This window comes from Thiocapsa rosea (assembly GCF_003634315.1).
Classification (GTDB): Bacteria; Pseudomonadota; Gammaproteobacteria; order Chromatiales; family Chromatiaceae; genus Thiocapsa; species Thiocapsa rosea.
The window spans coordinates 1,280,673-1,306,169 of sequence record NZ_RBXL01000001.1; the positions used below are offsets into that span (position 1 = coordinate 1,280,673).

The window sequence follows — 25,497 nt, forward strand, 5'->3', positions numbered from 1 at the left end:
GAGCGAGAGCGAAGTCCACCGAACCCCGCGCCGGCGCTGGTGGACTGCGCTGCGCTTGCCCGATGACTGAACCACGCCGACGCCGTTCTAGCTGTGGAGCCGCCGGTGCGCTTGTCGAGGTATACCATGATCTGCTTGACGGAGGGTGCTGTCGCGAAGATCCCTGTCGTGTCGCGATTCCGTGTGGGCCGGCTTCGAATAGGACCCCGGTCCAACCCGTGGCAAGCGCTGGTCCAGCCCGATCTCGGGATGCTATGGTCCACGCCGTTTCCTCAATCACCTCACCATGATTTCCAGGGAGTGTCTCCGATGCCAGCGCCTTGCCTCGTTCGTGTCGCCTGTGCCGCCGTGCTGTCGACCGGGTTTGCCGCGGTCTCCGTCGCGCAATCGCCGCCGGGCGTCAGCTTTTCCGTCGCCCCGGTCGTTCAATTCGACAGCGATCTCGACTCCGGCGGCGATGCCGCCTATGCCGCCGTGCTCATGTCGCTCGGAACGAGTTGGGCGCTCGACGGGCAGTCGTCTCTGGGTGTGCGGCTGCGCCTGGACTACGAAGACTGGGACTTCGACAAACCACTCGGATTCGGCGGCGAGCAGCCGTGGGACAGGCTGTACCGAGCAGGTGTCTCCATACCCTACGGTTTCACGACCGAAAGCGGTTGGCGGCTGGGTCTGTCACCGACGATCGAGTCCTCGGGCGAATCGGGCGCCAACTTCTGGGACACGCTCGAATACGGGGCCACGGGCTCGGTATCGCGCGCCTTGCGGCCCGATCTCACTCTCGGTGTGGGCGTGGGCGTCTTCGAGAAGATCGAGAAGACGAGCGCCTTCCCCTTCCTGATCATCGACTGGCGGATCAACGATCGCTTGCGCCTCACCAATCCTTTCCCGGCCGGCCCGGCCGGTCCCGCCGGGTTGGAGCTGTCGTATGTGCTCGATTCGGGATGGACTGCGGGCTTGGGCGCGGCCTACCGCTCCTATCGCTTTCGGCTCGACTCCGACGGCCCCTTCCCCGACGGCGTCGGCGAGCACAGATTTATCCCCGTCTTCGTGCAGCTCGGACGCGACCTGACCGAGAGCCTGAGCTTCAAGCTCTACGCCGGTGCGTCGACCGGAACCACCCTAAGGGTCGACGACGAGAAGGGGCGACGGCTGTACGAGGAGGATCAGGATCCTGCGGTGATGTTGGGGGTGTCTTTGATCGGGCGCTTTTAAACCGCGCCCAGCGCGGTATGCAATGTTTTTGGATGGGATCTACCCTGGCAGACTTGACGACCGCCGGAGTCGGCGCGGTTTAAAGTATAAAAAATTAACTTTAAACCGCGTCTCGTTGAGATCAAGGAAGTCTCCGACGCTAAACACAAAATGAAAACTACGCATTTCGCTCTGGACGCGGTTCAGGTCTGCGGAAGAGGTCGACTGCAAGTCGACTATCCCGGGGAGGGGCGGCCGTTTCACGGCGAGCCGGTGCGACGCTTTCGGGCATCAGCGCCCTTCCTCGACCCGCAACGCATCGCGATAGCCGCGGATCGCCTGCGAGGTGGTCGGCTCTTCGATGAAGCGCATCAGGAGGGCCAGATCCAATCCGGGCAGGACCTGGCTCTCGTTCACCGGCTCGTAGCGCTCCCCGCGCAGACAGTAGGGTTGGATCACACCCTTGCGCCAATACCAGACCTCCGCGACGCCGAGCTGGCGGTAGATCTCGAGCTTGTCGATGCGACCGTGGGTCCAGACGACCTCGATGGCGAGATGCGGGCGCTCCGCTGCCTCGGTCCCGAAGACATAGCACTCGTCCGGCTCGGCACCGCGGTTGCGGGCCTTGTCCTTGAGTGTCCATGAGCCGTAGGTCGAGAAGACGATGTCGCGCTCCAGACAATAGGTCTCGACCAGACGGCCGATCACGGACTTGATGCCTTCGTGGGTCTGCGACGGGCTCATGATCTCGACCTCTCCTTCCAGGTAGGCGATCCGCGGGGCGGAATGATCGCCGCGCATCACGAGAAGACGCTCGTAGTCATCCCAGCTCACGCCGGAGAAGTGGATGATGCCGTCATGGGTCGGTTCAGGGTCGGGTTGCCGATATCGGGCCTGACTGGACATGAGGTTTGGTCTCCGATGCCGATCGTTTCACACCGCGCACGGCGCCATCGATACTCGCACGGCAGTGCGTGCGAGATCCATGGCGCTTTCCGATAGGATAAACGCTTTTCGGATCGGGGCGCGGGGTCCCGGGTCGGAAATCCATCGCGCCGGGCCGGCCACGGGTCGCAGCGCCACGGAGGAAACGGCATGTCGCAAGACCTTCTGATTGTCCTTCTCATGCTGGGCGCCGCGATCCTGATGTTCGCGCTCAACAAGCCGCGGGTGGATGCCGTGGCCCTCATCATGATGGTGGCCTTGCCCTTTACGGGCGTCATCTCGGTCCAGGAGGCGCTCGCCGGTTTCAGTAATCCCAATATCGTCCTGATCGCAGCCATGTTCGTGATCGGCGAGGCGCTGGCCCGCACCGGGGTGGCTCGCGGCATCGGCGACTGGCTGGCCAACCGCGGCGGCCACAGCGCCTGGCGACTCTTGGTGCTGCTGATGCTCTCGGTGGGTTTTCTCGGCTCGGTCATGAGCTCGACCGGGGTCGTCGCCATCTTTATCCCGGTGGTGCTGCGCATCGCGAGCCGGCGCCGCATCCCGGCGAGCCAGCTCATGATGCCGATGGCCTATGCGGCACTGATCAGCGGCATGATGACCTTGGTCGCCACCTCGCCCAATCTGGTGATCAACTACGAGCTCGTGCGCACCGGCGAGGAGGGCTTCAACTTCTTCTCCTTTACGCCCTTCGGGTTGCCGATCCTACTGATGGCGACCCTCTATATGCTGGTCACGCAGCGCTGGCTGCGTCCCAAGACATCCGAGGCGCCGACCGCCCGGATGCGCCCGAAACTGATGCAGTGGGTCGAGCGCTACCGGCTCGCCGATCGCGAGTACCGCGTGCGGGTGCGACCCGACTCGCCCTTGCTCGGCAGAACGCTGGGCGAGCTGGATCTGCCCGCGAAGATCGGTGTGCGGATCATCCTCATCGAGCGTGGTCTCGGGCGTGCGCGCCAATTGCTCCCGCGCACGCCGCAGACCGCTCTGCAAGCGCACGACATCCTCTTGATCGACGTCGACTTGGAGGAAAAGCACATCGACGTGACCGAGTTCTGCGAGCGCTACGGGGTCGAACTTCTGCCGCGCACGGGTCGCTATTTCGTCGACCGCTCGCAGGACATCGGCATGGTGGAGATCATGATCGCGGACGAGTCGCGCTTTGCCGGCAAGACGATCGCGGAGGCGGAGGTGATGGTCCGTTCCGAGCTGACCGTGGTCGGGATGCGGCGCGGCCCGGAGGCCCATGCACCGCACGGCCTGCGCGCCGAGACCCTGAAGATCGGCGATACCCTGCTGCTCGTCGGCCCCTGGAAGACGATCCGCCGCCTGCAGGAGGATACGCGCGATCTGATCGTGCTCAATCTGCCCAAGGAGTTCGACGAATATCTTCCGGCGGCCAAACGCGCGCCTTACGCGGTTCTGACGCTCGTCGTCGTCGTGACACTGATGGCGACCGGCCTTGTCCCGAACGTCCAGGCCGCTCTGATCGGCTGTCTCATGATGGGGCTTTTTCGCTGCATCGATCTGGACAAGGCGTACCGCTCGATCCAGCTCAGGAGCATCGTCATGATCGTGGGCATGATGCCCTTCGCGCTCGCCTTGGACCGCACCGGCGGGGTCGACATCGCGGCAAACGCCTTGGTGGCCTGGATCGGGGACGCCGGTCCCCATGTGGTGCTCGGTGTCTTGTTCGCCATCACGGTGCTGCTGGGCCTCTTCATCGTGAACACGGCCAATGCGGTCCTGATGATCCCGGTCGCACTCGCCGTCGCCGAAGCCTTGGGCGCATCGCCCTACCCCTTTGCCATGATCATCGCTCTCGCGGCATCGAGCGCCTTCATGACGCCTATCTCGCCCATCAACACCTTGGTCGCGACCGCGGGCAACTACACCTTTGCCGATTTCATTCGCATCGGCTTGCCCCTGACGCTCTTGGTGATGATCATGAGCGTCCTCCTGGTGCCTTGGCTGCTGCCGCTCTCTTAAACCGCGCCCCACGCGGCATGCCATGTGTTTGGATGGGATCGGCCCCGGCGGATTGAGCGACCGCTGGAGCCGGCGCGGCTTAAGAGATTAAAAAACATATGATTTTAAACCGCGTCTCCACAAAGGTCGGAAAAATCCCTAAGCCCAACACAACATGACAATCACGCATTTCACTCTGGACGCGGTTTAACCGATGACGATCCGCCGACCAACCCGCTTGGCCCGCTTCGTTCCGAGGCGGCTGGCCTCGTTCCGGTTTGCCATCCTCCTCCTCTTCTTGGTCCCGATGATGGTCACGGTCATGGCCATCGTCTACAAGATGTCGGAGCGCGCAGAGTCGGTCGTCTATCAGCTGTCGAGCCGGATCGTCGAGGAGATCGGGGAGAAGGTGGTCGCACGCGCGACCGGGATCGTGCGGACGGCGGAGGGCCATCTCCTGTCGAATGCCGCGGTCGCCGCCGCGACGCGTGTCATCCCCGGACAGGTCCTCTTCTCCGACCTCTTCTGGCAACAAGTGGTCTTCACCCCGGAGCTGACCGGCATCTATATCGCCGATCAGGCCGGCAACTTCGTACAGGCCCGGACCGAGCCCGAGCCCGCGACCCGGGTCATCGACCGCGGGGTCACGCCGCCGACGGAGCGCATCATCGTCCGCGATCGCGACTATCGTCCGCTCGCGCACCTCGAGCGGGAGCCCGCATTCGACCCGCGCGAGCGTCCCTGGTACGGCAACACCCGCCCGGAGCGGCGCCTGCAATGGACCGACGCCTATCGGTTCAGTGGGTCGGGCCGCTTGGGGATCACGGTCACCTACCCGCTCCTGGACGGCGAAGGCCGTATCCTGGCCGTGCTGGGAGCGGACGCGACGCTCGACAGCCTCTCGGCGTTTCTCTCGCGCCAAGACATCGGGCCCAACAGCGCGGCCTTCCTGCTCGACGAGCGCGATCGGCTCATCGCCTATCCGCATCGTCTCGGGATCGGCGGCGGCTCGGACACTGGCCCAAACGTAGGCCCAAACTTAGGCTCAGCGGATACAAACGGCTTGCCGATAGCGAGCGAGGTCGCGCTGCCTTGGGTCAGGAACGCCCTAGGCTCGATCGGGCCTTTCGGCGCCTCGGCCCGATCCGACCACGCCTATCGGTCCGTCACGCACGGCCGCACCTACCTCGCTCACGTGATCTATTTCGGCGAAGGGTTCGGCCTGCCGTGGCGGTTGGTCATCGTCTTGGACGAGGCGGATCTCCTGAGCGAGGCGCAGCGCGCCCTGCAGGAATCCATCGTGATCTCGGCGATCATCGTCATGCTTGCACTCTTCGTGGTCTATCCGATGGCGGCGACCTTTGCGGAGTCCGTCGAGCAGCTCACCCGCAACACCCAGCTGCTGCGTCTCTTCCGCCCCGCCGAGGTCGTCCCGGTCACGTCGGCGTTTCGCGAGATCCGCGAGATGGACCAGGCGATTTGCAGCATGCGCGATACCATGGTGCTCGTGGAGAGTCGGCTGCCGACGGAGGTCGTCCGAGCGCTCGCGACCGGGACCCTCAAGGCCGAGGAGCCTGAATTCATCCGCTTGTGCGAGCTGGGTTTTTCAAAGTACCGTGCAGGCGCTTGGGACGAGGCAATCGCGGCCTTCAGCGAGGCTCTGGTCTATGCGCCCGACGATCGGGCATGCGCGCTCTTGATCGCGCACTGCGAGCGACTGCGGTCCGACGGCGCCGCCGCTCCGCCCCGCGGCCCGAACGATTCGATCATCACCCGAGCTTGACGAGGACCGCTCCTCATGGCCGATGAAGAACGCATCGACGAGGCGATCGACCGACTGCAACGCGTCATCCGCTTGCTCGGCGAGCGACAAGAGTTTCTCGATCGACGGATCTCGGTGCTGTCGAGGCTGGCCTTGTTCGATCTCTTCGCCGTCGTCCTGACGATCTCGTTGCTGATCATCATCCTGTCTGTCCAAGCGCCCGAGCTTCGCAATGCCGTGGCAACCATGAACATCCACTTCGGCGCCATGTCGGACGACATGTTCAGCATTCGCCGCAGCATGGCCCGGATGACCGAGGATGTCGCCAGCCTTTCGGGAATCATCGCTCAGGTCGACAACATCCATGGAGATGTCGCGGACATGAGCGGAAGCGTCGGGACCATGACGGGGCGCGTGGCGAGGATGAATACGAACCTGGGCCATATGACGCTGCAGGTGAACGACATGAGCCTGTCGTTTGCCGTGATGGACGACAGCCTCATGCGGATGATGCAGGACGTCAATCACATGTCCAAACCGATGCGCTTCTTCAACCAGATGAACCCGTTTCGCTGAACCCGCTCGGATCACGGATATGCTCGACAACGCACAGACCGACCGGATCAACGAGATCCTCAAGGGCACGGAAGCGGACCTGACCCGACGCATCCGCGACCAGAAGAAGGCCGGTCGCAAGGCGATCGCGCCCCGTGTCTTCTTCGTGCTGATCGGCATTCTGGCACTCGCCAACCTCTATTTCGTCAATCAACTGACGATGGAGATCCGCGCCATCATCTCGAACCTCAACGAGATGTACGGCCATTTCGCTACCGTTTCCGGGCGCATGTCCGAGATTCGCGGCGACATGACCCGCATGGAGCAGGAGATCCGTCTCATGCCCGTGCTGCGCGAGCAGATGGAGACCCTGGCGGTGAAGGTCGAGCGCATGAACAGGGACGTCGGCGAGATGACCGAGAGCATGGGCGAGATGGATGGGCGCGTCGGGACCATCAACGCCAGTGTCTCGGACATGGCGCTCAGATTCCGAGGTCTGAACCAGAAGGTCGGCCAGATGGGACTGGATGTGGATCAGATGGCGCGGCCGGTACCCTGACGGGGCGGGGCCTATCGTACCCCCGACGGCTCGGTAGAACCTACAGCCCTCACGGCGCGGGCCAGATCCACGCGTAGGATGGATAAAGCGCAGCGAAACCCATCCTCCAAACCGCGCCAGCTCCGACAAACAACGCATACCGCACCGCGCGCGGTTTAGAAGGTCCTCAGGAAGAAGGGAATCACCAACGCATTGGTCAGGTCGATGAAGAAGGCCGAGACTAGCGGGACGATGATAAAGGCCTGGTGCGACGGGCCGAAGCGCTGGGTCACCGCCGCCATGTTGGCCATGGCGGTGGGTGTCGAGCCGAGCGTGACGCCGCCGAATCCGGCCGAGACGACCGCTGCATCGTAGTTCTTACCCATCAACGGGAAGAGGATAAAGATGGTGACGGTCACCGCCAGGACGAACTGAGCCGCCAGGATGGTGAAGATGGGTCCGGCCAGATCGATCAAGGTCCAGAGCTGCATACTCATCAGCGACATGGCGAGGAAGGCGCCGAGCGAGATGTCGGCAATCAACGCAACGGCGGAGGTGCGTGTCGGCCAAGTCACCCCGCTCCATTTGGAGAAGTTCTTGGGAACCAGATTGGTGATGAGGATGCCGGCGAAGAGACAGGTCACGAAGAGCGGCAGCATGAGCCCGGCCTCCGCAATCGCCTTGTTCAGCGCGTAACCGATGATGATGCAGATGTGGATGGCGAGGACGGCACCCAGAAAGTCCATGTGATCGACGCCGTCCTTGCGCTGCTTCTCGGTCAGCCCGACATCCTGCACCTCTTCGACCACCTGGGGCGCGGGCGTGAGCTTGTGGCGCGTGATCAGGAACTTGGCGATCGGACCGCCCATGATGCTGGCCAGGATCAAACCGAAGGTTGCGCTGGCGATGCCGATCTCCATGGCGTTGGAGATTCCGAAGTTCTCCGCGATCGAGGGCGCCCAAGCGATGGTCGTCCCGTGCCCGCCGATTAGGGACATGCTGCCCCCGACCACGCCGACCGCGGCCGGTAGATCGAAGAGCGAGGCCACCCCGATCCCGGTAAGATTCTGCGCGAACATGAAGGCAATCGTGATGACCAACAGGATCAAGAGCGGGCGACCGCCGGTCACCAGATCACGCGCGCTCGCATTGATGCCGATGGTGGTGAAGAAATAGACCAGCAGGATGTCGCGCGCGCGCAGCTCGAACTCGATCGCGTGCCCGGAGGCGAAATAGAGCAGCCCGAAGAGGACGGAGAAGAGCAATCCGCCGGTCACCGGCTCGGGGATGCTGAACTCGCGCAGAAACCCAATCTTGGTGTTCAGCAGCTTGCCGACGAACAGCACGACGATGCCGATCGTCACGGCGAGGAATGAATCGATCCGGATGATACCGTCCAACAGCTCCATATCATGCCTCTTAGTTGTTGCAGGAAACACACGAATGTCCGCGCGGCATCCTGTCGGTCCACGCTTTCTTGCAGGTGCTTGGGCGTCTGAACCTACGGTCGATGTCGATTCGGCCGGGTCCTGCTCGAACTCGGCGAGCGTTGCGCTCGTTCGCAGGCTGGTGCCGGCTCACTCGAGCGTAGCGGGAGGATACCTGCTTGCCCGCATTCGATCCATTTGAGTGTGGTTCGGCTTCGGCGGATGATGCCCTTGTCAGCGCGGCGGCATCGCTTAATCGACCGGCCACCGAACCCCTAAGGGACTCAGATGAATGGACGTGAACGTTGTTCTGGATACCAACGCGGTCTTGTATTTGAACTTGGCGGCAACCCATTAGGGTGGTGACGGCACTCGGCCCAGGCGAGTAGTTCAGTTGCCGCCCGATCGCGGTCCGCACGTGGAGACCAAGCGGCCCTGTTCGGCCGGACATGCGCCCTTCGAGGCTCTCAGCCATTAGACGGCCAATCATGAACTGCGGCTTCGAGTTTGCCGGGTTGCGGGTTGCCATGCTCCAGCCAATCGAACGCAAAAACTTCCATCTGCTTCCGAGCCAGGTCCGAAGCGCTGGCGCCGGTAAACCCAGCACCCGGTAAGCCCGACTCCTGCTTGACCACAAGAATAGTCAGAGGTGGCAGGTCCCAAATCAGACAATAGGACTGAATGGGCTCGAGAAGTTGGCCGAGTCCAGCCGCCGGCACGCCGATCAAGCGTGCCAGCATCACATAGGTCACGGTCTGGCGATTCCGAGCCGCCCAGGCCAGCACTGCCCAGATCTGGCTTGCCCGTTCTGATTTGGTCATTAGGAACGCCCTCTTTGTCTGTTGAAGTCCTTGCCGAACTCGCCGATGCACTCCGCGGGGAGAACGCGAGCCGACTATGTCCCTACGCCTCAATCCTCCAGACGCTCCAGCTCCGTAATCCCCCCGCTGTTCTTGGCCTCGACCTTTGAATAGAGGTCGTAGAGTGCGGCCTGCAGGGCCTCTTCGATCACCGGATGATAGAACGGCATGCGCAGCAGATCGCCGGCGGTCAGGCCCTGCGCGATCGCCCAGCAGAGCAGGTGGGCGAGGTTCTCGCCTTTGGGTCCGATCATCTCGCTGCCGAGGATACGGCCGGTCGCCTTGTCACCGTAGACGCGGATGACCCCTTTGTTTTTGCCCATGATGAGCGCGCGCCCGACCGGGGCGAGCTTGATCTGTCCGACCGCGGTGGTCTCGGGATCGAGCGCGTTCCAGCGCATCCCGACGGCGAAGATGTTGGGGTCGCAGAAGTTGATGAAGAGCGGGACCTTGCGGCGGAAACGCTCGGATGCGGCGGCGGTGTCGATACGCGCGGCGTTGTAGCCCGCGATCTTGCCCTCGTCGCCGGCCTCGTGAAGGATGGGCCGGTATCCGGAGACGTCGCCCGCGATGAAGACGGGCAGATCGCCGACCTGCATGCTGTGCGGATCGAAGGACGGGATGCCGCGCGGGTCAAGCGGGACGCCCAGATGCTCCAGCCCGAGCCGCTCCACGTTGGGCACGCGCCCGATGCTGCAAAGCACCTTGTCGACCAGGACGCTCTGCTCGCCCGCGGTGACGCGCAACCGATCGCCTTCCTCGGCGATCTCGGCGGGCGCGCCCAGATGGATGGGAAACTCCTTGCCCAGCAGCTCGATGGCGGACTGGTTGACCTCCGGGTCTTGAGCCCCGGCGATATGGTCGACCGCATCGAACCCGGTGATCTCCACGCCCATCCGGGCCAGGCTCTGACCGATCTCCAGCCCGATGGTCCCGAGGCCGATCACGGCCATGGTCGCAGGGAGATCCTCGAGCTCGAAGATCTCGTCGGTCGTGATGACGCGGTCGCCGAACGCCTTCCATGGCTCAGGCACCAAGGGTCGCGAGCCGGTCGCAATCACGACGGCCTTGGCGCGGATGCGCTGACCGGCGACCTCGATCAGGGTCGGCTCGACAAAGCGGGCGTAGTCCTGAAGAAAGAGATCCTCCGACATGTCGTCGGTGCTGTTGCCGAGGACGCGATCCACGAAGGTGTCGCGCAGATCCTGAACATGCTCGAGCGCCTCGGGGATGTCCAGGGTCATGCCCTGGTGACCGTCGATGCCGAATTTGCCCAGATGCGTGCGCCGATGATAATCCTCGGCGATCTGGATCATGGCCTTGGATGGCATGCAACCGACCCGTGCGCAGGTCGTCCCCGGCTCGCCCCCGTTGATCAGGACGAAGCTCTTGCCCGCCCGGCGGACCTGCCCCATGGCGTTCAGTCCGGCGGTGCCGGAGCCGATGATGGCGACGTCGACGTTGCGTTCTTTCACCTGATTCTCCTCGGAGTCTTTGCCGGATGACCCGACGGTCACGTTGATTGTCCATGCTCGCATGACACGATGACAATCCCGCGCGAGTGACGCCGACCGGCGGGAGGTTCTTGACGCCGTTCGGAGCAAGCTTGATGCTGTTCGCATCCTCGTGATCCCGCTCGGGTGGACCGACGCCGTTTGTCGATCCGCATCACTCCGGACGGACCCGATATCGACCGACCCTTCCACTCCTCGGAGATTCACCCGAATGACCTATTGCGTTGGACTCTGTCTCGACCAGGGCCTTGTCATGGCATCCGACTCCCGCACCAATGCGGGCGTGGACTACATCTCCTCCTACAGCAAGTTGCACCTCTTCCAGCCGGCGCCGGACCGGATGTTCGTCCTGCTCGCAGCCGGCAACTTGGCGACAACCCAAGAGGTATTGAACCGGATCCGCCGCGATCTCGATCAAGCGGCGAATCCGGGTCAAAACGATCCGGCCCCCGCCGTCACGCTCGCGAGCGTGAACTACCTGTTCGAGGCGGCGAACTATATCGGCCAGGTCAACCAGGCGGTCCAGAACGAACATGGTCCCGCGCTGCGCCAGATCGGCGCGAGCGTGGAAGCCACCTTTATCCTGGGCGGACAGATCGCCGGGCAACCCCACGGACTCTTCATGATCTACCCTCAGGGAAACAGCATCGCGGCCACACCCGAGACGCCTTTTCTGCAGATCGGCGAGAGCAAATACGGCAAGCCGATCCTGGATCAAATCGTGGCGCCAGCCCTCTCACTGAACGACGGGGCGCGCGTGTGCCTGGTCTCGCTGGCCGGGACGGCGCGCTCCAACCTGACCGTCGGGCCACCTTTCGAGGTCGCGATCTGCCCGAAAGACGCCTTGGCGCCGTCGCACCGACTCCGGTTGGAGGAGTCCTCGGCGGAGTTGGAGACGATGACGCGTGATTGGGTCGAGAGTTTGCGCCACGCCTTCTTCGGTCTGCCTCACTTCCCGTGGGAGCAACCGGACACGGCAAGCGGCGCCGAGGCCGAGAGTCCGCATCAGATGCAGAGTTAAACCGCGCCCGACGCGACATGCGATGTTTGTGGATGGGATCGGCTCGGGCAGACTTTACGAGCGCTGGAGCAGGCGCGGTTTAAGATGATTTACGGAACGGGATCCCTCACCCTGTAGGGGCGAGGTAAGGGCGAGGTAGGGGCGACTTAAGTCGCCCCTACACAACTCCTGCACCGTCGCTGGTGGACTGCGCTGCGCTTGTCCACCCTACCCGCTCTGCAGAGACGAGGCCGGGTTTCCGAGCGAGCCCTATATCAGCGAGCGGAGGCGAGCGCATGTCGAAACATGACGGGAAGAAAAAAGCGAAGCACGAGGAGAAAGCTCCCGAAACGGACGCCCCACGCGAGAAGCTGCGCCGCAAGGACTACCAGCGCGAGCTCGGCGAGCTTCAGGTCGAGCTCAGCGCCCTGCAGTCGTGGATCAAGCGCACCGGAGAGCGCGTGGTCATTGTCTTCGAGGGACGCGATGCCGCCGGGAAGGGCGGCACCATTCGCGCGATCACCGAGCGCCTGAGTCCACGCGTTTTCCAAGTCGTCGCCCTGCCGGCGCCCTCCGACCGCGAGAAGACACAGCTCTACATGCAACGCTATCTGCAGCATTTCCCGGCCGCCGGCGAGGTCATCATCTTCGATCGCAGCTGGTACAACCGTGCCGGGGTAGAGATCGTGATGGGGTTCTGCACCGAGGACGAGCGCGATCACTTCCTGGTCGCGACCCCCTGGTTCGAGAACAACCTGGTCGAGCAAGGCATCACGCTGATCAAATACTGGCTCGAGGTCGGCGACGCCGAGCAGGAGCGGCGTTTCCGCGCCCGCATCGAAGACCCCGTGCGTCAGTGGAAGCTCTCTCCGATGGACTTGGAGTCCCGCAAGCGCTGGTATGAATACTCACGCGCGCGCGACCTCATGTTGAGCGCCACCGACACGGATACGGCCCCTTGGTCGATCGTGCGCTCAGACGACAAGAAGCGGGCACGCCTGAACGTGATCCGCCACCTGCTGAGCCAATTCCCGTACGACCCGTTGCCGAAGACCAAGGTCAAAATGCCGGATCGCGAGACCGACGACGCCTACGACGACCAGGCCAGCATGGTCGATCGGCGTTGGATCCCCGAGCATTGGTGAGCAGGTCGGGCACCGCGGACAAGGCCGCCGAGGCATCGAAGGAGAACCCGAAGATGGCCGAGCTCGAGACCCTTCTCACACAGATCGACGGTTTGAAGACCCGGCTCGATGCCGTTCGGCCGCTCACCAGCGCACAACTGCAACAGGCGCTGGACATCGAGTACACCTACGACAGCAACCGCATCGAGGGCAACACCCTCACCCTGCGCGAGACCGATCTGGTGGTCAACAAGGGCCTCACGATCGGCGGCAAGCCCCTGCGCGAGCATCTCGAGGCGATCAACCACTACGAGGCCATCCTCTATATCCGCGAGCTAGCGGCCCGGAGCGCGGCACTGGACGAGGGCGAGGTGCGGAACATTCATGCGCTGGTGCTGCGCGGCATCGACCGCGACAACGCCGGGCGCTACCGCAAGCTGCCGGTGATGATTTCCGGCAGCCGTCATCTACCGCCGCAACCTTGGGCCGTGCCCAAGCTGATGGAGGACTACGGGCTGTGGCTTACGCACGACGCCTTGCACCTGCACCCCGTCGTGCGCGCCGCCGAGGCCCACGAGCGGCTGGTGACGATCCATCCGTTTCTCGACGGCAATGGCCGCACGGCGCGACTGGTCATGAATCTGGGCCTGCTGGCCGACGGCTACTGCATCGCCAATATCCCCGGCGACACCGACAGCCGCCGCGCCTACTACGATGCCTTGGAGAAGGCCAATCTGGAGGCCGACAGCACCGACTTCATTACCCTGATCGCCGGGCATGTCCTGCACGCCATGCAGACCCTGCTGGAACGTCTCGGGGCGGAGTGATTGACGGCCTCCGCGGCGCAATGATTTAAACCGCGTCCGCGCTAAAGGTTGTGGGTGCAACCAACGTCGCGCTCACTCGAAAATCAGCATCTCGCTCTGGACGCGGTTTAAAAGCTGTAGCTCGCCGTGATGCCGACCAGGTAATTGGTGCCGGGACCGGGTGCGTAGAAGCGGCCGTTGGCATCGTTGACGCTCACCGCGGAGATGTAGGACTCATCGAGCAGATTGTCGATGCGCACGAACTCGGAGAGCCGGAGTCCGCCCAGATCCTGCGTAAAGCCCGCTCGGAGGTTGGCGAGCCAGTAGCCGGGCGCCGTCTCGCTGTTGCGGTCGTTCACGTAGACCTTGTCCTGACCGTAGAGGCTGGCCGCCGCGTCGAAGCCCAGGGGCTCGTAGGCGTAGGAGAGCTCACCGAAGAGCGTGAACGCGGGGACGCCCGGGATGCGGTTGCCCGCCTCGACGCTCGTGACATTAAGCGTCGGCGCGACGGTACGGCAGGGAATGCCCGCGCAGGCCGGGAAGCTCTCGGTGAATGTGCTGCCCAGGTAGGTCGCCGCCAGATAGCCGGCAAAACCCCGGCCGAGAGGTGACTCCAGCAGCAGCTCCACACCTCGGCGACGCGACGCGGGCGCGTTCCGGTAGGTTGCCCGTCCGCCCCCGTTGGTCGCCACGGTCAGCTCGTCGTCGGTGTCGATCTGGAAGAGTGCGAGATTCAGGCGGGCGTCCGCGCCGAGCAGAAATTTGGCGCCGATCTCGTAATGCCGGCTCACGGCGGGATCCAGACCCAGGTTCAGGCCGGCACCGCCGTCGGGGCGATAGGCCAGCTCGGTGAAGGTCGGCGTCTCGAAGGTCTTGCCGAGGTTGGCGTAGAGATTGATCGAGGGCGTCAGGCTGTAGAGGAGGCCGAGCGCGGGCGTCCATGCGCCGTAGGTCCGACTGCCGCTGTCGTCGGGGTTGAGGTTGGCGGCCGTGATCGGAACGGTCGAGCCGCTGCAGGTGCCCGGCCGGGTGCCGGGTGCGGTCACGCGATCGGGGGTGCAGATGAAGCCGTCGTCGGAGTCGAAGCGGACCTCGGTGTAGCGTAACCCCAGATCCAGACTCCAGCGGGGTGCGAAGCCCCAGGTGCCCTGAACGAAGGTTCCCCAACTCGCCACGGTATTGTCTTCGTCGCGCTTGAGCGCGGCACGTTCGCCCAAGACGTTGAGATAACCTTTGCGCTCCTCCGAAGACCGATCGTATTCCCCGCCCAGGACCAAGGTCATGGGGCCGTCGGCGAGTGTCGTCGAATGGGTCCACAGGAGGTTTCCGCCGGCAAAACGCCGATCGAACGCGCTCACGCCGCCCGAGGCCGTGATGGCGTTCTGGTTGGCGAGCGGGATGGCGATGTACTGCTCGTTGCTGCGTGTTCCGGTGTAGGCCATGACGCGCAGGTCGTCCGCAGCGCTCAGCGGCTGATCCAGGACGACCCCGCCCTGGAGATTATCGAGCGTGCGCCGGGTTTGAAAGGTCAGCGCGGCCGGCGACGCCTGGCGGGGATTGCGCTTGACCTCCTCCGCGGTCAGGCCGAGCGGATCTTGGCTTTCAGGCAAATTCAAGGCGTTCGCGATCAGGCTGAGGGTACCGCCGCCGTCGAGCGCGACCTTGAGCTTGGTGTTGCCCTGCTCCTTGGTGGCGCGGCTCCAATCGCGGTAGCCGTCGGTCTGCGCGCGGGAGAGATCGACGACATAGTTCAGACGCCCGGCCTCGCCACCCAGCTTGGACCCGGCGATCCAGGTGCCGTCGCTGCCGCCCATCGCACGCACGGACAGGGTCGGCTCGGGCGGGCCGTCCTCGGTGAAGACCTGCACGACGCCGCCCGAGTGGTTGCCGTAGAGGGCGGAGAAACCGCCGCGCATCACCTCGATGGACCGTGCCGAGCCGAGATCGAAGAGTCCGGGTCCGCCCTGGCCGTCGGGCGTGCTCGCGGGAATGCCGTCTGCGATCAGCTTGATCCCGCGTGTTCCGAACTGGGAGCGCCCGCCGAAGCCCCGGATCATGATCTGCTCTTCCTGCGCATAGGTCCCGCGGTTGGTCACGACCGTTCCGGGGACACGCGGCAGATCCTCGGAGATCAGCACCATGGGCTTTTGGTTCTGGATGATCGCCTTGTCCAGAACATCGATGGCGACCGGCAGGTCAAAGGGACTTTCGCCCGAGCGCGTGGCGGTCACCACCAAAGGGGCCAACTCGATCGTCTCCTCGTCGGACTCGGCTTGGAGCCCCTGCGCGACCGCAGTCCCGCACTGGAGAGCCGCGAGCGCGGCCGCGAGGACGCCGCGAGTCGACCCCGAATGCCGCACGTTGCCACCGATGGTCGGGCCGCCTGCGCGAGTCACTCGGGCATCCGGATCAGGACTCGCAGTCCAACTCGTCGTAATGGGCGCAGATCCGCGACCAGGCGTCCTCCGCGGTCTCGACGAAGCTGAAGAGGGCGAGGTCGGCGCGACTGACCACCCCCTCCTCGACCAGCGCCTCGAAGTCGATGACGCGCTCCCAAAACGCGCGCCCGAAGAGCATCACGGGCATAGGTCGAATCTTCTTTGTCTGAATCAAGCAGAGCGTCTCGAAGAGCTCGTCGAAGGTGCCGAAGCCGCCGGGGAAGACCACCAATGCCTTCGCACGCATCAGGAAATGCATCTTGCGCAGGGCGAAGTAGTGAAACTGGAACGACAGCTCCGGGGTGATGTAGGCGTTCGGAGCCTGTTCGTGCGGGAGCGTGATGCTGAGCCCGATCGAGACGGCATCGACGTCTGCTGCGCCGCGATTGGCCGCCTCCATGATGCCGGGTCCGCCACCCGTGACGATCACGAAGCAGCGCGATCGTGCGTCCTGCTCCTGCTCGGAGACGATCCGCGCGAAACGCCTCGCCTCCGCGTAGTAGTGCGAGCGATCGAGCGCCCGCCGGCAGCGTTCGACCGCAGCTTGCGCCTGCGCGTCGGCCGGCGCGTCGGCCCGGGCGCGCTCGGCGTCCACGAGGTTGCGGGCAGCCGTCTCGGGGTCCGGAATCCGGGCACTGCCGAAGACCACGATGGTGGACTCGACCCGCTGATCCTGAAGCTCCAACTCCGGCTTGAGCAGCTCGAGCTGCAGGCGCAGCGGCCGCGCCTCTTCGCGCATCAGAAAATCGACATCCGTGTAGGCGAGACGGTAGGCCGCAGAGCGCGTCTGCGGTGTCGAGCTGGTTTCGGCGGCCCGCGCGGCATCCTCGCGGGCGGTCGGTAAGGCGGTGTGATCGCGTTCGGTCGGCTTGTGCATGGGGTGATGGGTTCTCGGGGTCGGTTTCGGAGGCCGGGGCGGGCCGTCGGGGGTACTCGGATCAGGGGCGCCGGCCGCGGTACTCGTTGTCGTGCACGAGGGAAACCCCATCGATCATGCGATCGGTTGCCTCGCGCTGCGCAGCGCCGCCTTGCAGCTTGATGACGAGCCGCACTTCGTTGGCCGAGTCGGCATAACGCAGTGCATCCTCGTAGCTGATCTCGCCCTCTTGATAGAGGTTGAACAGGGCCTGATCGAAGGTGTTCATGCCTTGCTCGTTGGACTTCTTCATCAGCTCTTTGAGCTTGTGCACCTCGCCCTTGCGGATGAGATCGGAGGCCAAGGGCGTATTCAACAGGATCTCGACGACGGCCCGACGCCCTTGACCGCTCTTGCGCGGTGCGAGTTGTTGCGCGACGACGGCCTTGAGATTCAAAGAGAGATCGAGCAGGAGCTGGTTACGCGAGTCGTCCGGAAAGAAGCTGATGATGCGGTCCAGCGCCTGGTTGGCGTTGTTCGCGTGCAGGGTCGCCAAAACGAGATGGCCGGTCTCCGCGAAGGCAATGGCATATTCCATGGTCGCGCGCGTGCGGATCTCGCCGATCAGGATGACATCCGGCGCTTGGCGCAGGGTGTTCTTGAGCGCGACCTCGTAGGACTCGGTATCCACGCCCACTTCGCGCTGGGTGATGATGCAGCCGTGATGCTCGTGGACGAACTCGATCGGATCCTCGACCGTAATGATGTGGCCCGAGCTGTGTCGGTTGCGATACCCCACGAGCGCGGCGAGCGAGGTCGATTTCCCCGTCCCGGTTCCGCCGACGAAGATCACCATACCGCGCTTGGTCAACGCCAGCTCGCGCAGGATCGCAGGGAGCTTGAGCGCCTCGATGGTCGGAATGTCGGTCTCGATCCGACGCAGGACCATCCCGGTCGCCTCGCGCTGGACGAACGCACTGACGCGGAAGCGCCCCAGATGCGGGCGGTCGATCGCGAACTGACACTCCTTGGTCGCCCGAAACTCCTCGCGCTGACGATCGTTCATCAGGCCGAGCACCATGTCGTGTGCCTGCTCGGCCGACAAGGGATGCTTCGTCGCAGGATAGATGGCCCCGTCGATCTTCACGCTGGGCGGCCAGCCTGCGGTGATGAAGAGGTCGGACGCCTTGCGCTCGACCACCATGCTCAGCAGTTGCTCGATTGCACGATTCAGGTCCATACGAGACCTCGTTTTTCAGGAGAACACTCCCGGGCGGCATCCATCCATGCTCGGCCGGACCTTTCGATTCGCAAAGGATGCAGCGACGTGGGCAGGTTTGCGAGCCACGGCGACGGATCCGGATCAGATAAAGCCGTCCTTGTTTTGGGCCTTCATCCGCGCATCCTTACGCGACACCAACCCCTGCTGGACCAGCTCCTTGAGGTTCTGATCCAAGGTTTGCATCCCGTGCGCCTGTCCGGTCTGGATCGCCGAATACATCTGGGCCACCTTGGCCTCGCGGATCAGATTACGGATGGCCGGTGTGCCGATCATGATCTCGTGCGCGGCGACCCGCCCTCCGCCGACCCGCTTCAGCAGGGTCTGCGCGATGACCGAGCGCAGCGACTCCGAGAGCATCGCCCGGATCATCTCCTTCTCCGCTGCGGGAAAGACGTCGATGATGCGGTCGATCGTCTTGGCCGCCGAAGTGGTGTGCAGTGTGCCGAAGACCAGATGCCCGGTCTCGGCCGCGGTCATCGCCAGCCGAATGGTCTCGAGGTCGCGCATCTCGCCGACCAGAATGATGTCCGGATCCTGACGCAACGCGGAGCGCAACGCCTCGCTGAAGCCCAGCGTATCCTTGTGGACCTCGCGCTGGTTGACCAGACACTTCTTGCTGCTGTGCACGAACTCGATCGGATCCTCGATGGTGAGGATGTGCGCGTACTCGGTCTCGTTGAGATGGTCCACCATTGCGGCGAGTGTCGTGGACTTACCCGAGCCGGTCGGCCCGGTCACCAGGATGAGACCGCGCGGAACACTGATGATCTCCTTGAAGCTCTCGGGCGCGTTCAGCTCTTCGAGCGACAAGACCTTGGAGGGGATGGTCCGAAAAACCGCGCCGGCGCCGCGCTTCTGGTTGAAGGCGTTGACGCGGAACCGGGCCAGACCCGGAATCTCGAACGAAAAGTCCGTTTCCAGAAACTCCTCGTAGTCCTTGCGCTGCTTGTCGTTCATGATGTCGTAGACAAGCGAGTGCACCGAACGATGCTCGAGCGGCGGGACATTGATGCGGCGCATATCGCCGTCGACACGGATCATCGGCGGCAGGCCGGCCGAGAGATGCAAGTCCGAGGCGTTGTTCTTGACGCTGAAGGCTAGTAGTTCGGCGATATCCACGAATCACTCCCGATTAAACCGCGGCCGGCATGACATGGTCTAAACCGCGCCCGGTGCGGTATGCGTCGTTTGTTGGATTGGCTTGGCCGCGCCGGCTCCGACGACCGCCGGAGCCGGCGCGGTTTAAGGTTCTAAAAAATATTAAATTTTAAACCGCGCCTCACCGAGGGCGAGGACATCTCCGAAGCCAAACGCAACGTGAAAACGACGCATGTCGCTCTGGACGCGGTTTAGCATAGCCCGAAGAGCCGGCCCCGGTCTCGATGGATCCATCGGCGCGGCGTTTCGCCCCATTCGGTTTAGAGTGCCGAATCGATACCGACCAGGGCTTAAGTCCACGACCCACCGGAGCCCCTTTAGATGACCGATACCCCGAAGACCTCCCCGCGTGTCGGCCTGTTCGCAACCTGCCTCATGAACCTCTTCCGGCCAAGCATCGGCTTTGCCGCCGCACAGCTTCTCGAGGATGCGGGCTGCACCGTCTGCGTGCCGCAACACCAAACCTGTTGCGGACAGCCGGGCTATAACTCGGGCGACAACGACTCCGCACGCGCACTCGCCAAACAGGTCATCGCCGCCTTCGAGGACTACGATTATCTCGTCGGTCCCTCGGGCTCCTGCATGGCGACCATCCGGCACGACTATCCCGTCCTTTTTGCCGCAGACCGCGACTGGCGCGACCGCGCCGAAGCCGTTGCGGCAAAAAGCTGGGAGCTGACGTCATTCCTGGTGGACGTCCTCGGCATCACGCGTGTTCAGGCCAGATTCGACGGTATCGCAACCTACCACGACTCCTGCTCCGGCCTGCGCGGACTCGGCATCAAAGGCCAGCCGCGCCAGCTTCTCGCGGGCGTCGAGGGGCTCACCCTGCACGAGATGACCGACAGCGAGGTCTGCTGCGGGTTCGGCGGGACCTTCTGCGTCGGATATCCCGAGATCTCGGTCAAGATCGTCGACGACAAGATCCGGAACATCCTCGCCACCGGGGCCGATACGCTGATCGGCGGCGATCTGGGCTGTCTGATGAACATCTCCGGGCGGCTGAGCCGAATCGGCTCGGCGATCCGGGTCTATCATGTTGCCGAGGTGCTTGCCGGGACGGCCGACGGGCCAGGCATCGGGGACGGGCGGGGTTGAGACGCTGCAACGCGACGCGCGGACGTTCCCGATGGCGCGAGTGGAAAGACCCGTATCACGACCCGGAACTGCAGCTCTGCGCGTGGTCGTGAGTGACCGATCCGGACGCGTTGCGGTCGCACGTGGACGGCCCTCTTTATGGCGTCGAGGCCGACTCCGGACGCTCAGCCGGCACCGAGGAGCGGCCGCAATGACCTATCCAGTGGACGCAGGTAGTCCGCGGCCGATCTTGACACTAGGCCCGCTGCTGTGGCCCTAATCGCCAAAATCCGGCCCCTGCCTGCCGTTCGTTTCTCCGAACTGAACAGCGAGGGATCACTGCCGCGAGCGTCCTTTCGACTCGGGGCCGAGTGTTCACGCGATGGCCTGAATCCCCTTCTTCTCGATGACGGTCAGGAGCCGAAGCGCTGGTCCGCCGGGACGCTTGACCCCTCGCTCCCAGTCCGAGACCAAGTTTTTGCTGACATTGAGGTAACGGGCAAAGACCGGCTGAGAAAGATGCTCGCGCTCGCGCAGGGCGCGGATGGCCTCGGGAGAGAGGGGTTCGACCGGCGTCAGGCAAACGTCATCGAACTCGCGCATGGTCTGCTTGCCGATGGCGCCCACCTCATGGAGGGCTTCCATGGTTTCGTGGATCGAGGCCATCGCGTCGCTACGATACTGTTTCGCCATCGTGTTTAACCTCCGAGAATTGCCCGTTCTGGATCAGCGCAGTGAGCTGCTCGTCCGTCAGTTCGAGGACGTGCCGTGCGGCCTTCTTGAACGCTGCTTCTTCCTCGTCGCTGATGTCGGCCTGCTGGTTCTTGGCGAATCCATAGACGAAAAAAGCACGATGCCTCCGGCGGTACAAGATCAGGGTCCGGTAGCCTCCAGAGCGACCTTGCCCGGGGCGCGCCACACGCTGTTTAATGACCCCGCTGCCGAGATCGGCATCGATTAGACCCTGCTCCGCTCGGAGGACGGCTTCGCGTAACATCCCGTCCCGGATCTTCTGCTTGCGCGCGAAGCGCTCGAACCAAGCATTCTTGAAGATCCTCACGTGCCCTTGTGCTCCGGCCCGATATCACACCAAGTGTTATATCATAAGGTCATACGAAATCGATACGCCACGTTCCAGGCGTTAACCAGCGCAACGCCAGGATGATTCGATGTGAATCTGGCCTGTTGTCAGTCGAATGCGGGTCGGTAGGGTCAGACGTTGTCAGCTCATGCGGGTCCGATCCGACAATACTTACAGGTCAGACGTCGGATCTCTGCAGGTCGTGAAAGCGAGGCGAATGGATCGCTGCCCCGACCAGAGCTGTCGTCGCCGAGAGTACCGAGCGTCCGGTTCCCCGTCCGTTCCAGACGTCGAAGCAGTCGGCGCTCGGCGGCATTAATAGGTCGACGGCCTATCCGGAGCGTTAGGGCTAGCGTCGGCAAAGCGCGTCAAGTCGCCACTCGACAGGACCGGGTTGAGCGGCGGCTTCCGGTCGATTCCGGGCTGAAGGAAAACCGCAATCCGAACGAGAATCGCGGATCCACGCGCTGGATTCGCAACGTCGGAATCGTCCGAAAAAATCGGCGGGGACGACTCCGAGGGCTTTTTGTGAAATAAGGTGAGCGGCAACGCAATTGCAAAACGGCACGGCGGATGACCCTGCACCCATCCGACCGACATCCAACCAGGGGCTTCGAGGGCACGCTCATTGGACATCCGCTCCCACGAGTTTCAGCCGCGCGCGGTCGCCGCGCTCCATGACGCCAGCCTCCAACAGGCGCTGGACAAGGCGCGCGACGGCTTCGTCGCCAAGCGCGCTGTGCAGGTCGCCGAGCTGTCCGAGTTCGAGGCCCTGCGCGAGGCAGCCAAGACGCTCAAGGACCACATCCTCGACCATCTCGACCACTATCTGGAACGCTACGAAGCGGCCGTCGTCGCGGCCGGCGGTCAAGTCCATTGGGCCCGCGACGACGCCGAGGCCCGTCGGATCATCCTCGACATCTGCAAACGGGTCGATGCGCGCACCGTCACCAAGGGAAAATCCATGGTGTCGGAGGAGATCGGCCTCAACCCGGCCCTGATCGACGCCGGCCTGACCGTGGTCGAGACCGATCTGGGCGAGTACATCATTCAGCTTGCGGACGAGGCGCCCTCGCACATCATCGCTCCGGCCGTGCACAAGACCCGAGAGCAGGTCTCGGATCTCTTCGAGAAGGCCCACGGCGGACCGCGCCTGACCGAGATCGCGGACCTGGTCGACGCGGCCCGTCTGGCGCTGCGCGAACGCTATTTCCAGGCCGATGTCGGCATCACCGGCGGCAATTTCCTGATCGCCGAGACCGGCTCCAGCCTGATCGTCACCAACGAGGGCAACGGCGATCTCACCCAGACGCTCGCACGGGTGCACATCGTCACCGCCGGCATCGAGCGGGTCGTTCCCGCGCTGGACGACGCAACACTCTTCCTGCGCCTGCTCGCCCGCAGCGCCACCGGTCAGGAGACCGAGACCTACACGACCCTCTCGACCGGACCCAAGCGGCCGGGCGATCTCGACGGGCCGGAGGAATACCATGTCGTCTTGGTCGACAACGGCCGTTCCCGCATGCTCGCGGGGCCCTTTCGCGAGATGCTGCGCTGCATCCGATGCGGTGCCTGCATGAATCACTGCCCCGTCTACGGCGCGATCGGCGGCCATGCCTACGGCTGGGTCTATCCCGGACCCATGGGCTCGGTGCTGACTCCGCTGATCAAGGGTCTGGACGCCGCCTACGACCTTCCCAACGCCTGCACCCTGAACGGCCGCTGCGCCTCGGTCTGCCCGGTGAAGATCCCGCTGCCCGATCTCCTGCGACGACTGCGCCATGAGCAGTTCAAGCAGGCCATCGTCCCGCGTCGCAAGCGCCACGCGCTTGGCGCCTGGCGCCTTCTGGCGACCCGTCCCAAGCTCTATCATGCGCTGGAGCGCCTGGTGGGGCGTGCGCTCGCCGCGATCGGCGGTCGTGCGGGTCGCATCCGCGGCCTGCCGGGAGCCCGCGGATGGACCGAGGCACGCGATCTCCCCGCCCCGCCGGGCCGAACCTTTCTGGAACGCTGGCAGGCCGAGCGAGGGCAGTCATGAGCACCGCGCGAGAGGACATATTGGATGCCGTACGTCGTGCAGCGGGACGCGAATCGCTCGATGCACCCACCCGCGCAACCCTGGATGCACGCATCGCCACACCGGTCCGGCATCTCCGCCCGGCCTTCGACGAAGACCTGACCACGCGCTTTATCCGCAAGCTCGAAAGCCGCTCGGGCACAGTTGCACGCGTTGCCGAACGAGCGCAGATCCCCGCCGCCGTGGAGACCTTCCGGTCAGCTCACGGCCTCGCCCCGCGTGCCGCCGTCGGTGCCGGGTTGAAGGACCTCGCATGGCCCGCCGAGTGGACCATCCATCACGACCGCGCCGGTATCGAGGAGACCCTGTCGGTCACACCCGCCTTCGCGGCAATCGCCGAGACCGGCACCCTCATGCTCCTCGCCTCGCCCGAAAGCCCGACTACCCACAACTTCGTCCCCGACAACCAGGTCGTGATCCTGGAGGCCCGGCCGATCCTCCGGCACTTCGAGGACGCTTGGGCAGCGTTGCGCGAGCGCACGGACGGCATGCCGCGTGCGGTCAACCTCGTTTCGGGTCCTTCGCGCACCGCCGACATCGAGCAAACCATCCAGCTCGGCGCGCATGGGCCGCGGCGGTTGCATGTGGTGCTGGTGGGTTGATGAAATCCTGCAGCCGGTTGCCCCATAGCCAGCGCCCCAGATGTCGTTTTCGGATCGCCGACATCTGTAATCGCGGCCTTGATCATCGTTTGGTCCAAAACCCAGCGCAAGAGCGAGAATAGCTGCGGTCTTGGCTTGCAAATCAGAATCTTACGCTTGGGCGCCGTACTCTCGCCGGCTAGGTGGACCAAACGATGATCGAGGCCGTAATCGCCAACAACAAAAGGACGCGACACAAGGCATGGCAAAGCGCAACGGACCTGAGTTTCTGAGATTCTGTATCCCCATCGTCGAGGTTCTGCGTGAGCTTGGAGGATCCGGACGCCCCGCCGAAGTGACGGATCTCGTCATCGATCGCATGCGCATTCCGGAAGCGGAGCAGGAGGTCACCAACAAGAACGGTGGCTCTCGGATCCGCAACCAGATTGCCTGGGCACGGTTTTACATGGTCAAAGCGGGCCTGATCAGCTCCTCTCAGCGAGGTATTTGGGACCTCACCGAAAAGGGGCGCGCAAGCGCGCTGGATCGGGAGTTCGTTCTCACGCTCTTCCGAGGCGCTCAACGGGAGTTCATCTCGGAGCCCAAATCGGTGCAGGATGTCGAACCGACCCCAGCGGATGATCAGACAAATCCCGACGGTGTCGACGACCATCTCGACTACAAGACTCTGCTGCTTGCAACGCTCCAAGCTCTTCCGCCTGAAGGATTCGAGCGGATCTGCCAGCGACTGCTGCGCGAATCGGGGTTTCAACAGGTCGCCGTCACCGGTCGCTCGGGCGATGGCGGAATCGACGGCCACGGCATCCTGCAGATCAACCCGCTCGTATCCTTCAAGGTCCTGTTCCAATGCAAACGGTACCGCGGAGCGGTCCCCGTATCCGCCGTTCGCGATTTTCGCGGCGCACTTCAGGGTCGAGCCGACAAGGGGATCGTCCTAACAACCGGGACCTTTACGACCGATGCCAAACGGGAAGCGATCCGTGATGGGGCGACGCCAATCGAATTGGTTGACGGGGAAAAGCTGGTCGAGATGTTCGAGTCGCTTGGATTGGGGCTTCGGCCGAAAAAGGACTACGACATCGACCAACCGTTTTTCGAGCAGTACCGATGACAGCAACATCTCGGCGAATTCAACTGAACGCTTCGGCGCGTCCCGCGACCACACATCGTAAGTGCGCCTGAATTCCCCTCGACACGTCGTAGGTCAGCGCAGCTGGGATGCTGTTTCCCGGAAAT

General features: G+C 63.7%; 22 protein-coding genes. 12 read left to right on the top strand and 10 right to left on the bottom strand.

All coding sequences use genetic code 11. From position 1 onward, the window contains the following. Positions 1-309 precede the first annotated feature (309 nt). Positions 310-1,212: a DUF6268 family outer membrane beta-barrel protein gene (locus BDD21_RS05930; protein WP_120796363.1), complete on the top strand. Its 903-nt coding sequence runs from the start codon at positions 310-312 to the stop codon at positions 1,210-1,212. Positions 1,213-1,482: 270 nt separating this feature from the next. Here the strand turns inward: BDD21_RS05930 and BDD21_RS05935 are convergent, their stop codons facing one another. Then, positions 1,483-2,097 (bottom strand): Uma2 family endonuclease, encoded by a 615-nt coding sequence (locus BDD21_RS05935; RefSeq protein WP_120796364.1) that lies wholly within the window; start codon positions 2,095-2,097, stop codon positions 1,483-1,485. A 189-nt stretch (positions 2,098-2,286) separates the two neighbouring features. Here BDD21_RS05935 and BDD21_RS05940 point away from each other — a divergent pair, with 189 nt between their 5' ends. The 4 genes from BDD21_RS05940 (at position 2,287) to BDD21_RS05955 (ending at position 6,980) form a co-directional block, all read left to right on the top strand. Beyond that, positions 2,287-4,125, top strand: coding sequence for an SLC13 family permease (locus tag BDD21_RS05940; RefSeq protein ID WP_120796365.1), 1,839 nt, complete (start codon positions 2,287-2,289; stop codon positions 4,123-4,125). A gap of 193 nt (positions 4,126-4,318) precedes the next feature. Beyond that, entirely contained in the window at positions 4,319-5,887 is a 1,569-nt protein-coding gene (locus BDD21_RS05945; protein WP_120796366.1) for a PDC sensor domain-containing protein, read from the top strand. A gap of 15 nt (positions 5,888-5,902) precedes the next feature. Beyond that, complete coding sequence (locus BDD21_RS05950; RefSeq protein WP_120796367.1) at positions 5,903-6,442, top strand: hypothetical protein; 540 nt, start codon at positions 5,903-5,905, stop codon at positions 6,440-6,442. Between the two features lie 19 nt (positions 6,443-6,461). Further along, a complete protein-coding gene (locus BDD21_RS05955; RefSeq protein WP_120796368.1) occupies positions 6,462-6,980 on the top strand; it encodes a hypothetical protein in 519 nt (172 codons plus the stop codon). Between the two features lie 155 nt (positions 6,981-7,135). Here the strand turns inward: BDD21_RS05955 and gltS are convergent, their stop codons facing one another. The 3 genes from gltS to BDD21_RS05970 all read right to left on the bottom strand — a co-directional run bounded on the left by gltS (position 7,136) and on the right by BDD21_RS05970 (position 10,721). Next, a complete protein-coding gene (gltS, locus tag BDD21_RS05960; RefSeq protein WP_120796369.1) occupies positions 7,136-8,368 on the bottom strand; it encodes a sodium/glutamate symporter in 1,233 nt (410 codons plus the stop codon). Between the two features lie 485 nt (positions 8,369-8,853). Continuing rightward, on the bottom strand, positions 8,854-9,207 hold the full coding sequence (locus BDD21_RS05965; protein ID WP_120796370.1) for a hypothetical protein: 354 nt from the start codon (positions 9,205-9,207) through the stop codon (positions 8,854-8,856). Positions 9,208-9,296: 89 nt separating this feature from the next. Then, positions 9,297-10,721 carry a dihydrolipoyl dehydrogenase gene (locus BDD21_RS05970; protein WP_120799772.1) on the bottom strand — a complete coding sequence of 475 codons (1,425 nt, stop codon included), beginning with the start codon at positions 10,719-10,721 and terminating at the stop codon, positions 9,297-9,299. A gap of 250 nt (positions 10,722-10,971) precedes the next feature. On the opposite strand from BDD21_RS05970, the gene BDD21_RS05975 reads away from it, so the two are divergent. The 3 genes from BDD21_RS05975 (at position 10,972) to BDD21_RS05985 (ending at position 13,711) form a co-directional block, all read left to right on the top strand. After that, a complete protein-coding gene (locus tag BDD21_RS05975) occupies positions 10,972-11,781 on the top strand; it encodes a proteasome-type protease (protein ID WP_120796371.1) in 810 nt (269 codons plus the stop codon). A 275-nt stretch (positions 11,782-12,056) separates the two neighbouring features. Then, entirely contained in the window at positions 12,057-12,905 is an 849-nt protein-coding gene (gene ppk2 / locus BDD21_RS05980; protein ID WP_120796372.1) for a polyphosphate kinase 2, read from the top strand. Beyond that, positions 12,902-13,711, top strand: a complete 810-nt coding sequence (locus tag BDD21_RS05985) for a Fic family protein (RefSeq protein WP_245969435.1) — start codon at positions 12,902-12,904, stop codon at positions 13,709-13,711. The genes ppk2 and BDD21_RS05985 overlap by 4 nt, the downstream gene beginning before the upstream one ends. 107 nt (positions 13,712-13,818) lie before the next feature. On the opposite strand, the gene BDD21_RS05990 is transcribed toward BDD21_RS05985, so the two are convergent. The 4 genes from BDD21_RS05990 to BDD21_RS06005 all read right to left on the bottom strand — a co-directional run bounded on the left by BDD21_RS05990 (position 13,819) and on the right by BDD21_RS06005 (position 19,385). After that, positions 13,819-16,086 (bottom strand): TonB-dependent receptor family protein, encoded by a 2,268-nt coding sequence (locus tag BDD21_RS05990; RefSeq protein ID WP_120796373.1) that lies wholly within the window; start codon positions 16,084-16,086, stop codon positions 13,819-13,821. Positions 16,087-16,099: 13 nt separating this feature from the next. Then, positions 16,100-17,005 (bottom strand): LOG family protein, encoded by a 906-nt coding sequence (locus BDD21_RS05995; RefSeq protein WP_120796374.1) that lies wholly within the window; start codon positions 17,003-17,005, stop codon positions 16,100-16,102. A gap of 61 nt (positions 17,006-17,066) precedes the next feature. Further along, positions 17,067-18,224 (bottom strand): PilT/PilU family type 4a pilus ATPase, encoded by a 1,158-nt coding sequence (locus BDD21_RS06000; RefSeq protein WP_120796375.1) that lies wholly within the window; start codon positions 18,222-18,224, stop codon positions 17,067-17,069. Between the two features lie 123 nt (positions 18,225-18,347). Continuing rightward, on the bottom strand, positions 18,348-19,385 hold the full coding sequence (locus tag BDD21_RS06005; RefSeq protein WP_120796376.1) for a type IV pilus twitching motility protein PilT: 1,038 nt from the start codon (positions 19,383-19,385) through the stop codon (positions 18,348-18,350). Between the two features lie 360 nt (positions 19,386-19,745). Between BDD21_RS06005 and BDD21_RS06010 the strand changes: the two genes are divergently transcribed. Further along, positions 19,746-20,522, top strand: coding sequence for a (Fe-S)-binding protein (locus BDD21_RS06010; RefSeq protein ID WP_120796377.1), 777 nt, complete (start codon positions 19,746-19,748; stop codon positions 20,520-20,522). 354 nt (positions 20,523-20,876) lie between these two features. On the opposite strand, the gene BDD21_RS06015 is transcribed toward BDD21_RS06010, so the two are convergent. Further along, on the bottom strand, positions 20,877-21,194 hold the full coding sequence (locus BDD21_RS06015) for a helix-turn-helix domain-containing protein (RefSeq protein WP_120796378.1): 318 nt from the start codon (positions 21,192-21,194) through the stop codon (positions 20,877-20,879). Beyond that, entirely contained in the window at positions 21,175-21,561 is a 387-nt protein-coding gene (locus BDD21_RS06020) for a type II toxin-antitoxin system RelE/ParE family toxin (RefSeq protein ID WP_120796379.1), read from the bottom strand. The genes BDD21_RS06015 and BDD21_RS06020 overlap by 20 nt, the downstream gene beginning before the upstream one ends. 649 nt (positions 21,562-22,210) lie before the next feature. Between BDD21_RS06020 and BDD21_RS06025 the strand changes: the two genes are divergently transcribed. The 3 genes from BDD21_RS06025 to BDD21_RS06035 all read left to right on the top strand — a co-directional run bounded on the left by BDD21_RS06025 (position 22,211) and on the right by BDD21_RS06035 (position 25,372). After that, entirely contained in the window at positions 22,211-23,620 is a 1,410-nt protein-coding gene (locus BDD21_RS06025; RefSeq protein ID WP_120796380.1) for a LutB/LldF family L-lactate oxidation iron-sulfur protein, read from the top strand. After that, a complete protein-coding gene (locus BDD21_RS06030) occupies positions 23,617-24,261 on the top strand; it encodes a LutC/YkgG family protein (RefSeq protein WP_120796381.1) in 645 nt (214 codons plus the stop codon). The genes BDD21_RS06025 and BDD21_RS06030 overlap by 4 nt, the downstream gene beginning before the upstream one ends. A gap of 241 nt (positions 24,262-24,502) precedes the next feature. Beyond that, positions 24,503-25,372, top strand: a complete 870-nt coding sequence (locus BDD21_RS06035) for a restriction endonuclease (RefSeq protein ID WP_120796382.1) — start codon at positions 24,503-24,505, stop codon at positions 25,370-25,372. Positions 25,373-25,497 lie beyond the last annotated feature (125 nt).

Bases quoted from the DNA above. Each gene is read 5' to 3' on its own strand.
- BDD21_RS05935 (WP_120796364.1), bottom strand. From the start codon at position 2,097: ATGTCCAGTCAGGCCCGATATCGGCAACCCGACCCTGAACCGACCCAT.
- BDD21_RS06010 (WP_120796377.1), top strand. From the start codon at position 19,746: ATGACCGATACCCCGAAGACCTCCCCGCGTGTCGGCCTGTTCGCAACC.
- BDD21_RS05975 (WP_120796371.1), top strand. From the start codon at position 10,972: ATGACCTATTGCGTTGGACTCTGTCTCGACCAGGGCCTTGTCATGGCA.
- BDD21_RS05950 (WP_120796367.1), top strand. From the start codon at position 5,903: ATGGCCGATGAAGAACGCATCGACGAGGCGATCGACCGACTGCAACGC.
- BDD21_RS05965 (WP_120796370.1), bottom strand. From the start codon at position 9,207: ATGACCAAATCAGAACGGGCAAGCCAGATCTGGGCAGTGCTGGCCTGG.
- ppk2 (WP_120796372.1), top strand. From the start codon at position 12,057: ATGTCGAAACATGACGGGAAGAAAAAAGCGAAGCACGAGGAGAAAGCT.
- BDD21_RS05995 (WP_120796374.1), bottom strand. From the start codon at position 17,005: ATGCACAAGCCGACCGAACGCGATCACACCGCCTTACCGACCGCCCGC.
- BDD21_RS06030 (WP_120796381.1), top strand. From the start codon at position 23,617: ATGAGCACCGCGCGAGAGGACATATTGGATGCCGTACGTCGTGCAGCG.
- BDD21_RS05945 (WP_120796366.1), top strand. From the start codon at position 4,319: ATGACGATCCGCCGACCAACCCGCTTGGCCCGCTTCGTTCCGAGGCGG.
- BDD21_RS06000 (WP_120796375.1), bottom strand. From the start codon at position 18,224: ATGGACCTGAATCGTGCAATCGAGCAACTGCTGAGCATGGTGGTCGAG.
- BDD21_RS06035 (WP_120796382.1), top strand. From the start codon at position 24,503: ATGGCAAAGCGCAACGGACCTGAGTTTCTGAGATTCTGTATCCCCATC.
- BDD21_RS06015 (WP_120796378.1), bottom strand. From the start codon at position 21,194: ATGGCGAAACAGTATCGTAGCGACGCGATGGCCTCGATCCACGAAACC.
- BDD21_RS05940 (WP_120796365.1), top strand. From the start codon at position 2,287: ATGTCGCAAGACCTTCTGATTGTCCTTCTCATGCTGGGCGCCGCGATC.
- BDD21_RS05930 (WP_120796363.1), top strand. From the start codon at position 310: ATGCCAGCGCCTTGCCTCGTTCGTGTCGCCTGTGCCGCCGTGCTGTCG.
- gltS (WP_120796369.1), bottom strand. From the start codon at position 8,368: ATGGAGCTGTTGGACGGTATCATCCGGATCGATTCATTCCTCGCCGTG.
- BDD21_RS05955 (WP_120796368.1), top strand. From the start codon at position 6,462: ATGCTCGACAACGCACAGACCGACCGGATCAACGAGATCCTCAAGGGC.